Source organism: Mesorhizobium sp. M1338 (assembly GCF_040318045.1).
Classification (GTDB): Bacteria; Pseudomonadota; Alphaproteobacteria; order Rhizobiales; family Rhizobiaceae; genus Mesorhizobium.
The window spans coordinates 1-10,238 of the sequence record NZ_JAMYLL010000093.1; the positions used below are offsets into that span (position 1 = coordinate 1).

Consider the following 10,238-nt stretch of genomic DNA (forward strand, 5'->3'; position numbering starts at 1 on the left):
CGGGGGGGGGGCTACACGGGGGGGGGTTAATTCCGGAACCTGTACTTGGACGCCGGGTTTGCGGGGGTGTTTTGAAAAATGCCACGCTTTTGCGGGGGGGGGCGCGGCGTTACAGCGGGGCGCCCTTCGTGTATCGGAACGCCATTGTTTCGGGGCGGCGCCTGCGCGAGGGTTGCCACCCGGAACGCATCACATGCAAATGACGAGGACCAGATGACGGTGAAGCCCCTCTACCGACGTGTCTTGCTGAAAGCGTCGGGCGAAGCATTGATGGGCGAACAGCATTTCGGCATCGACGTTTCGGTCGTCGATCGCATCGCCGGCGACATCGCCGAGGCGCGTGCACTGGGCATCGAGGTCGGTGTCGTCATCGGCGGCGGCAACATCTTTCGCGGCGTGGCCGTTGCCTCCAAGGGCGGCGACCGTGTCACCGGCGACCACATGGGCATGCTTGCCACGGTGATCAATTCGCTGGCCCTGCGCACGTCGTTGAACAAGATCGGCGTCGACGCCGTGGTGCTTTCGGCGATCGCCATGCCCGAACTTTGCGAGAGCTTTTCGCAGCGCCAGGCGACCGCCTACATGAACCAGGGCAAGGTGGTGATCTTTGCTGGCGGCACGGGCAATCCGTTCTTCACCACTGATTCGGCCGCCGCGCTTCGCGCGGCTGAAATCGGCGCCGACGCGCTGTTCAAGGGCACTCAGGTCGACGGCGTCTACTCTGCGGACCCAAAGAAAGACCCGAATGCGACGCGCTTCGAGCGCATCAGCCATGGCGAAGTCATAAAACGCGGCCTTTCCATCATGGATACGGCAGCGATTGCACTTGCGCGAGAAAACAACATTCCGATAATCGTCTATTCGATCCACGAAAAAGGTGGTTTCGGCGATATTCTGAGGGGCGGCGGCCGCTGCACGGTCGTCGCGGACGATTGATCGGGGGCCCGACCCGAAAGGGGAAGCCGGTTTCGACAACCGGATTCGAACGGCCGCGAAGCAATGAACCCGCGTCAGACGGGGTCGAGGAGATAAAGATGAGTGGTGAGTACGACGATCTCAAGCGGCGCATGGATGGGGCGATCGCCGCGTTCAAGCATGATCTGGCCTCGCTGCGGACCGGCCGGGCCTCCAGCAACCTGCTCGATGCGATCCAGGTGCAGGCCTATGGCACCACCATGCCGATCAACCAGGTCGCCAACGTCTCGGTGCCGGAGCCGCGCATGATCTCGGTATCGGTCTGGGACAAGTCGATGGTCGGCGCGGTCGACCCCGCGATCCGCGAATCCAATCTGGGTTTCAACCCGATCGTCGACGGCACCAACCTCAGGATTCCACTGCCCGAGCTCAACGAACAGCGCCGCAAGGAACTGGTCAAGATTTCTCACACCTACGCCGAGAATGCCCGGGTCGCCGCGCGCCATGTGCGCCGCGACGGCATGGACTTCCTGAAGAAGGCGGAGAAGGACGGCGACATCAGCGAGGACGATCAGCGCAAGCGCTCCGACCAGGTCCAGAAACTTACCGACGAGACGATCAGCACCATCGACCACCTGCTTTCCGATAAGGAAGCTGAAATCATGCAGGTTTAGGGTCTTGGCCATAGGCCGACCCGAAAGCGAGAACATGGCAACGCCCGCGCATGTCGCGATCATCATGGACGGAAATGGACGCTGGGCCAAGGCGCGCGGCATGCCTCGTCTTGCTGGCCATCGTGCCGGCGTCGAGGCGCTGCGCAAGACGGTGCGCGCAGCACCCGGGCTCGGTATCTCCTACCTGACCGTCTACGCTTTCTCGTCGGAGAACTGGTCGCGGCCGAAGTCCGAGGTCAGTGACCTGATGGGTCTCCTGAAAATGTTCATCCGCCGTGATCTGGCCGAATTGCACCAGAGTGGCGTGCGGGTCAAAATCATCGGCGACAGGGCAGGGTTGCAGCCCGACATCAGGGGGCTGCTCGACGAGGCCGAATCGCTGACCGCCGGCAATGAATCGCTGACGCTGGTGATCGCCTTCAACTATGGCGGACGCGACGAGATCGTGCGCACGGCGCGCAAGCTTGCATCAGCCGTGGCGCGTGGCGAACTCGACAGCGAGGCGATATCAGCCGAAAGCTTTGCCGGCGCTCTCGACACGCATGGCATTCCCGACCCGGAACTGGTCATCCGCACCAGCGGCGAACTCCGGCTGTCTAACTTCCTCCTGTGGCAGGCCGCCTATAGCGAGCTCGTCTTCCTGCCTTGCTACTGGCCCGACTTCAGTCGCGAGCACCTTGCCGAGGCCTTGCGCGAATTTGCCGGCCGCGAACGCCGTTACGGCGGACTTGGGCCCCAGGATGTCGCTTCGCGACCGGCCGCGGGATGAGCAATCTCCGGCTGCGCGTCATTTCGGCGATCGTGCTTGCCACTATCACCCTTGGCTTGACCTGGCTCGGCGGTCTGCCGTTCCGCTTGCTGTGCGCCGCGATGGCCGGGGTGATCTTCTACGAATGGACCCGCATGTCACGCCCGACCGGGGCCACGGGTCTGGGTTTCCTGCCGGAAACGCTGCTGGTTGTCTTCATTGGCGCCTTGATTGGCGGCCTCGCCGCCTCCTGGCTGTTGCCGCTTGTGATGGTCATGGTTGCCGTAACGGCGATTGCCGCATCGGTTCGCAAGGCCGGACAATGGGATGCGAGCGGCCTTGCCTATGCCGCGGTTTCAGGCTTGTCGCTCGCCTTGCTGCGCGACGGCGATCGTTCAGGCCTGGTCGCCATCCTGTTTCTGTTCGCCGTCGTGTGGGCCACCGATATCTTTGCCTATTTCGTTGGCCGTGCGGTTGGGGGCCCGAAGCTGGCGCCGGCGATCTCGCCTGGCAAGACGCGCAGCGGCGCGCTCGGTGGCGCTGTTGGCGGCGTCGTCGCGGGGCTGATCCTCGCCGCCGCTGCCGGTGTCGGCAATCTGCCATTGCTCAGCCTGGTGGCGCTGGTGCTTTCGATTGTCTCACAGGGCGGCGACCTGTTTGAATCCTGGGTCAAACGCCGCCACGACCGCAAGGATTCGGGTGCGCTGATCCCGGGCCATGGCGGCGTCATGGATCGTGTCGACGGGCTTGTCGCGGCGGCTTTCGCCCTATACGTCATTGGCTGGATTTCGGCGACCGCCGATCATCCGGCGCAGGGTTTGTTTCCCGTTTGAGCGGTGTCATTTCAGGCCCAATGCGCGGCGCGCCTTGGATTCGCCCGGATTGGTGTCACAGTCACGGCGCAATCCGCGCCGTGGCAGAATTTGAGGGTTTGTCTTGAACGAGATTCTTCACGCGCTTCTCAGCACAGAAGGCTTTGTCCTCGGCACGCTGGTGCCATTCCTCTTCGTGCTGACCGTGGTCGTGTTCGTCCATGAAATGGGCCATTACCTTGTCGGGCGCTGGTGCGGGATCGGCGTCAAGGCCTTCTCGATCGGCTTCGGTCCCGAACTCTTCGGCTTCAACGACAGCCACGGCACGCGCTGGAAACTGTGCGCGATCCCGCTTGGCGGCTATGTCAAATTCGTCGGCGACATGAACGCCACATCGAGCCAGCCCACGTCGGAAGAACTCGGAACGCTGACGGAGGAGGAGCGCAAGGTCGCCTTTCACACGCAGCCGATCTGGAAGCGCGCGGCAACCGTGGTGGCCGGGCCGCTGTTCAATTTCCTGCTGGCGATCGCCGTCTTTGCCGTGCTGTTCACCGCCTATGGCCGTTATGTCGCGGAGCCGATGGTGGCCGAGGTGACGGCCGACAGCCCGGCGGCGAAGGCCGGCATCCTGCCCGGTGACCGATTCGTCAGCGTCGACGGCAACAAGGTCGAAACCTTTGGCGACGTCCAGCGCCTGGTCTCGGGCCGCGCCGACGACGTCATCACCTTCGTCATGCTGCGCGACGGCAAGGAGGTCACGGTGACCGCGGCGCCGCGGCTGATGGAACAGGAAGACGCGCTCGGCAACAAGGTCAAGGTCGCCGTGATCGGTGTCGTCAACAACAAGGAACTCGGCCAGCCGCGTCTCATAACGTACACGCCGGTCGGGGCGGTTGCGGCGGCGGTCGAGGAAACCGGACACGTCATCCAGCGCACCGGCCAGTTCCTGCAGCGCTTTGTCGTCGGGCGCGAGGACAAATGTCAGCTGGGTGGCCCGGTGAAGATCGCCGACATGGCCGGCAAGGCGGCGAAACTGGGATTCGAATGGCTCGTGCAACTGGTTGCACTGCTGTCGGTTGGCATCGGGTTTCTCAACCTTTTGCCGATTCCCCCCCTCGACGGCGGCCATCTGTTGTTCTACGGGGTGGAGGCCGTCATTCGCCGTCCCGTGTCGGAACGGATGATGGAAATGGCCTATCGGGCCGGGTTGCTTCTGGTGCTGTGCTTCATGGGTTTCGTTTTCTGGAACGATCTGTTTGGATGCTGAAATCATGAAGAAATTCGGCCTCCGCATGGACGATGTTGAGACGCCGTTTACCATGCACGGGGATATGAGTGACGCGAAAGCCACGCCGCAGGGTTAAGTAAATACAAATTAACCAGAAGCCTTGCGTGTAGGGAAAATCCGGTTAATACGGTAGGGGAAATTACCGCACGTCCGGTTTTCTCGCCGTGGGGACTACGAGAAAAGGTTATTAAGCCCGATGAAGGCAGCATCCAAGTTTCTGAGCGCCGCTTCCGCGGTGACCCTGTCCGCGGCTCTTGTCGTGCCAGGCGCGCTCGCAGTGCAGTTCGTTGCCACATCGGCGGCCGAAGCCGCTGTCGTCAGTAGAGTCGAAGTCAGCGGCAACCAGCGTATCGACGCCGAGACCATCCGCAATTACATCACCATCAAGCCGGGCAAGGCCTTCTCCAGTTCCGATATCGACAGTGCGGTCAAGGCGCTGTTCGGCACCGGCCTGTTCTCGGATGTGCAGATCAACCAGGTCGGCTCGACGCTGGTGGTCAAGGTTGCCGAGTACCAGGTCGTCAACCAGGTGCTGTTCCAGAACAACAAGAAGCTCAAGGACAATGCGCTTGCTGCGGCGGTGCAGCTGAAGCCGCGCGGGACTTTCTCGCAGGCAACGCTCGATGCCGATGTCGAATCGATCAAGGCTGCCTACAAACGCATTGGTCGCGACGATGTGACCGTGACCACGCAGGTCATGCAGCTTGGCGACAACCGCGTGAACGTGGTCTTCAACATTACCGAAGGCGACCGTACGCAGATCGCGGCGATTAATTTCGTCGGCAACAGCGCCTATTCGAGCCGCCGCCTGTCGGATGTCATCAACACCAAGCGTTCATCCTGGCTTTCCTTCGTCCTGCGCGACGACGTCTATGACGACGACAAGCTGCGCGCCGACCAGGAGCTGCTGCGCCGCTTCTATTACAATCATGGTTACGCCGATTTCCAGGTCGTATCCGCTGTCGGCGAACTCGACAGTGCGACGAACAAGTACACGGTCACCATCACCGTCCAGGAAGGCGACCGCTACACATTCGGTGACGTCAGCGTCGAAAGCACGATCCCTGAAGTCGACAGCAAATCGCTGGAATCGGTGGTCGAGACCCGCAAGGGCGACGTCTACAACGCCAAGGACGTCGAGGATTCCATCATCGCGCTGACCGAGAAGGTGGCCGGCTCCGGCTACGCCTTCGCGCAGGTGACGCCGCGCGGCGACCGCAATTTCGAGAACCACACCATCTCGGTGGTCTACACGATCGACCAGGGCACCAAGGCCTATATCGAGCGCATCGAGATCCGCGGCAACGACCGCACGCGTGACTATGTCATTCGTCGCGAGTTCGATGTCAGCGAAGGTGACGCCTTCAACCAAGTGCTCATCCAGCGCGCGAAGAAGCGCCTGGAAGCTCTCAATTACTTTGAAAAAGTCGACATCTCGACAGTGCCGGGCTCGCAGCCCGACCAGGTCGTGCTGGTGGTCGACGTCGTCGAAAAGTCGACCGGTGAATTCTCGGTCGGCGCCGGTTATTCGACCGGCGGGGACACGGCCGGCCCGTCCGTCGAAGGATCGATCACCGAGCGCAACTTCCTCGGCCGTGGCCAGTTCATCAAGCTCTCGGCCGGCGGCGGCAAGAATTCGCGCGACTACAGCCTGTCCTTCACCGAACCCTATTTCCTCGGACGGCGCATTGCCGCTGGCTTCGACATCTTCAAACAGACCAGGGAATATAGTAACAACTACGACAGCGACACCACGGGCGCTACGATACGGTTCGGCTTGCCGATCACCGATAGCATTTCGACCCAGCTGGCGTACAATATTTCGCAAGAGAAATATAAGTTGGACGACGATTGCGGTCCCACCAGTGATGCAGAGCCTGATGGCACCTGCGATATTTCCAAGGCGATCCTCCAGGGTATCGATGAAAGCCCCTGGATCAAATCGTCGATCAGCCTGGGGCTGGTCTACAACACCATCGACGATATGAAGAACCCGCATGAAGGTATCTACGCCACCACGACGGCCGAATTTGCCGGCGTCGGCGGCGATGCCAAGTATGTGAAGGTTACTGGTCGCGGCAGCATCTATCAGACGCTCTCGGAGCAATTCGATCTGGTTGGTCTCGTCTCGGCTGGCGCAGGTCATGTCGAGGGGTACGGCGGCGATGGTGGTTTGCGCATCTTCGACCAATTCCAGAGCACCGACCGCATGATCCGCGGTTTTGAGTACGGTGGTATTGGCCCGGCGGATAGTCTTACGGGTGACCATCTCGGCGGCACGACGTATTTCAATGCCTCGGCGGAAGCCCAGTTCCCGATGCCGGTCATTCCGGAAAGCTTTGGTTTGCGCGGCGCTGTGTTCGCTGATGCCGCAACGCTCTACGGCAGCAAGATCAGCGAGAGCATCGCTACTCAGACCTCGACTGACATGAAACTGCGTGCTTCGGTCGGTGTCGGCCTGATGTGGGCATCGCCGTTCGGTCCGATCCGTATCGACTATGCGATCCCGGTCAAGAAGGAAGCGTCCGACGACGTGCAGGAATTCAACTTCGGCATATCGACCCGCTTCTGATCGGCGGCCAACGATGCTCCCGGGTCTTTCAGGTCCGGGAGAAATGTCCGACCTAGCTGGATATAGCTTCTGGAATGACCGATCCGGTGTTCTTCGCGCCATCACGCCGGTATACGGCGGGCGAAGTCGCGAATCTGACCGGCTCGGTGCTTGTCGATTCCGGCCACTCCGATATTTCGATCGAGGCGCTCGCGCCGGCCAGCGAGGGCGGCGAGAATGCGCTCGTCTTTGTCGACGGCAAGCGCAATTCCGCGCTGATGCCGTCGCTGCGGGCGGCCGCGGTCCTGTGCCCGGCGGAATTTGCCGGCAAGGCGCCGGCGGGCGTTGCCGTTCTGGTTCATCCGCGCCCGCAACAGGCCTTCGCCTTTGTCGGACGCCTGTTGTTTCCGAGGGCGGCGACGCCTGGGCCGATGACCAGTGAAACCGGTGTCTCGCCGCATGCTCATGTCGATGCGACCGCGCATGTCGAAGCCGGTGCCGTCATCGAGGCCGGCGCGGTCATCGGGCCGGGGGCTTCAATCGGCAGCGGTACCGTCATCGCGCCCAATGCGGTCATCGGACAATCCTGCCAGATCGGCCGCGACGGCTATGTCGGTCCGGGCGCCAGCATCCAGTATGCCTTGATCGGCAACCGCGTCATCATCCATGGCGGTGCCAGGATCGGCCAGGATGGTTTTGGCTTCGTCGGCGGCGCCAAGGGCCCCGAACGCGTGCCGCAGATCGGCCGCGTCGTCATTCAGGACGATGTCGAGATCGGCTCCAACACCACCGTCGATCGCGGCGCCATGTCCGACACGATCATCGGCCAGGGCACCAAGATCGACAATCTCGTGCAGATCGCCCATAACGTCCGCATCGGCCGCAATTGCATAATAGCCGGGCTTTCGGGTATTTCTGGGTCCGTGGTCGTGGGTGATAATGTCACCATGGGCGGCGGCGTCGGGCTTGCGGATCACCTGACCATCGGGACAGGGGCCAAGCTTGCCGCCAGAAGTGGATTTATGAGCAATGTCCCTGCAGGCGAGATCTGGGGCGGTTATCCGGCACAGCCGATGGCGGAAGCCATGCGGGAGATAGCCATGCTGCGCAAGCTCGCCAGGACCCGCAAACAGGGCGAGGGAGGCAATGGCTGACATGATCGCGTCGACGACGCTGGAAGCGGTCGACATCATGGGGCTGATGAAGCTCCTGCCGCACCGCTATCCGTTCCTGATGATCGATCGCATCGTCGAGATCGACGGCGACGAGTCCGCCATCGGCATCAAGAACGTGACCATAAACGAGCCGCATTTTCAGGGCCATTTCCCCGAGCAGCCGGTCATGCCGGGTGTGCTCATCGTCGAGGCGATGGCGCAGACGGCCGGCGCCATCTGCATCCGCAGCCTGGGCACTGAAAAGCCGTCGCTGGTCTATTTCCTGACCATCGACAACGCTAAATTCCGCAAACCGGTCGTCCCCGGCGACCAGTTGAAGATCCATGTCAAGAAAATCAAGAAACGCGGCAACCTGCTCAAATTCGCTTGTGAAGCCATGGTCGACGGCGCCAAGGCGGCCGAGGCCGAGATTTCAGCCATGATGGTCACCAGCGACTGACGATAATGCTTATGAAAATCAAGACATCCATCCATGCTTCCTCCGTTGTGGAGGAAGGCGCCCAAATCGGCCAAGGTGTGCGCATCGGGCCGTTCTGCCACGTCGGCGCCGATGTGGTGATCGGCGATGGCGTCGAACTGGTCAGTCATGTCTCGGTGATGGGCGCGACGTCAATCGGCGCCTTGACCAAGGTCTATCCAATGGCAACATTGGGCGCGCCGCCGCAGAACACCAAGCACAAGGGCGGCCGCACCACGCTGGTCATCGGCAAGAACTGCACGATCCGCGAAGGCGTGACCATGCATCTCGGCACCGATTCCAGCCGCGGCGAGACGACAGTCGGCGACAATGGCAATTTCCTTGCCTACGCCCACATCGCCCATGATTGCGTCGTCGGCAACAACGCGACGTTCGCCAACGGCGCGACATTGGGCGGCCATTGCGAGGTCGGCAACAACGTCTATATCGGCGGCCTGACCGCCGTGCATCAGTTTGTCCGCATCGGCGACAACGCCTTTCTGGGCGGCTGCTCGGCGGTCGTCGGCGACGTCATTCCCTATGCCATCGCGGTCGGCAACCGCGCCAGCCTGCGCGGACTCAACATCATCGGCCTGAAGCGCTCCGGCTTGCCGAGATCCGAAATCCATGTGCTGCGCAAGGCCTACAGGATGATCTTCGATCGTTCCCGCACCGTCGGCGAGAACATCGAATTCGCCAAGGCGGAGTTCGCGTCGTCGCCGACCGCCATGAAGATCATCGATTTCATCACCAGTCGCGGCAAGCGGCACTACGCTGTGCCGTCGCTCAAGGGCGGCGATGGCGACGATGTCGATGACGAAGACTGAGACAGCGGCAGCGCGTCTTGATCTCCCGCCAGGCTCCAGGGTCGGCATCATCGCCGGCGGCGGCAGCCTGCCGGTCGAGGTCGCGGCCGGCTCGGCTGAACAAGGTTATCCGCCCTTCGTCGTCCTGATGGAAGGCGAGGTCGACCGCATCGCGGAGCTCTCCCATTACGAGCATGAAAGCCTCGCCCTGGAAGGTATCGGCTCGCTGATACCATTGCTGCGGCGGCACCGTATCACCCATCTGGTGCTTGCAGGCGAGATCAAGCGCAGGCCAAGACTGACACAGCTGCGTCCAAGTCTCAGCCTGCTCGCGGTGATACCGGTTGTTGTCGCGGCGCTGGCGCGTGGCGACGATGGCCTGCTGAAGGTCCTGGCGCGGGGCCTCGAAGCGCGTGGGATAAAGGTTGTCGGCGCCCACGAAATCGTGCCGAACCTTGTCGCCGCCGAAGGCGTCCTGACGAAAGCCGCGCCAAGGAAATCCGACTGGCGCGACATCGAGGCTGGCCTTGCCGCGGCAAAGGCCATAGGGGCGTTGGATATTGGCCAGGCGGCCATCGCGGTCGGCGGCCGTACCATCGCACTGGAAGGCATCGAGGGAACAGCGGGACTGCTCGACCGTGCGAAGCTGCTGCGTGGCCACGGCCGTATTGCCGGCAAGACCCGCGGTGTTCTGGTCAAGTGTGCCAAGCCCGGTCAGGAACTGCGCGCGGATCTTCCGTCCATCGGCCCACGCACGGTCGAAGCCGTGCATGCGGCCGGGCTTGCCGGCATTGCCGTCGAGGCGGGACGTT

General features: G+C 62.1%; 10 protein-coding genes. All 10 read left to right on the plus strand.

Annotated elements, in window-relative coordinates:
* Window positions 1-213: 213 nt before the first annotated feature.
* Window positions 214-936, plus strand: coding sequence for a UMP kinase (gene pyrH / locus NKH19_RS32415; RefSeq protein WP_091574801.1), 723 nt, complete (start codon window positions 214-216; stop codon window positions 934-936).
* A 98-nt stretch (window positions 937-1,034) separates the two neighbouring features.
* Window positions 1,035-1,589, plus strand: coding sequence for a ribosome recycling factor (frr, locus tag NKH19_RS32420; protein WP_352983771.1), 555 nt, complete (start codon window positions 1,035-1,037; stop codon window positions 1,587-1,589).
* 10 nt (window positions 1,590-1,599) lie between these two features.
* Complete coding sequence (locus NKH19_RS32425) at window positions 1,600-2,358, plus strand: isoprenyl transferase (protein WP_352871225.1); 759 nt, start codon at window positions 1,600-1,602, stop codon at window positions 2,356-2,358.
* Window positions 2,355-3,170 carry a phosphatidate cytidylyltransferase gene (locus NKH19_RS32430; RefSeq protein ID WP_352983774.1) on the plus strand — a complete coding sequence of 272 codons (816 nt, stop codon included), beginning with the start codon at window positions 2,355-2,357 and terminating at the stop codon, window positions 3,168-3,170. Before NKH19_RS32425 ends, NKH19_RS32430 begins: the two co-directional genes overlap by 4 nt.
* Window positions 3,171-3,273: 103 nt before the next feature.
* Window positions 3,274-4,416, plus strand: coding sequence for an RIP metalloprotease RseP (gene rseP, locus NKH19_RS32435; protein ID WP_352871141.1), 1,143 nt, complete (start codon window positions 3,274-3,276; stop codon window positions 4,414-4,416).
* A 217-nt stretch (window positions 4,417-4,633) separates the two neighbouring features.
* Window positions 4,634-7,009 (plus strand): outer membrane protein assembly factor BamA, encoded by a 2,376-nt coding sequence (gene bamA, locus NKH19_RS32440; RefSeq protein ID WP_352871143.1) that lies wholly within the window; start codon window positions 4,634-4,636, stop codon window positions 7,007-7,009.
* Between the two features lie 74 nt (window positions 7,010-7,083).
* A complete protein-coding gene (gene lpxD / locus NKH19_RS32445; protein ID WP_352871145.1) occupies window positions 7,084-8,142 on the plus strand; it encodes a UDP-3-O-(3-hydroxymyristoyl)glucosamine N-acyltransferase in 1,059 nt (352 codons plus the stop codon).
* Window positions 8,135-8,602: a 3-hydroxyacyl-ACP dehydratase FabZ gene (gene fabZ, locus NKH19_RS32450; RefSeq protein WP_352871147.1), complete on the plus strand. Its 468-nt coding sequence runs from the start codon at window positions 8,135-8,137 to the stop codon at window positions 8,600-8,602. Before lpxD ends, fabZ begins: the two co-directional genes overlap by 8 nt.
* Window positions 8,603-8,613: 11 nt before the next feature.
* Window positions 8,614-9,447, plus strand: a complete 834-nt coding sequence (lpxA, locus tag NKH19_RS32455; protein ID WP_352983777.1) for an acyl-ACP--UDP-N-acetylglucosamine O-acyltransferase — start codon at window positions 8,614-8,616, stop codon at window positions 9,445-9,447.
* The coding region (locus NKH19_RS32460) for an LpxI family protein (RefSeq protein WP_352983778.1) at window positions 9,419-10,238 on the plus strand (820 nt) is incomplete at its 3' end. The genes lpxA and NKH19_RS32460, both read left to right, overlap by 29 nt.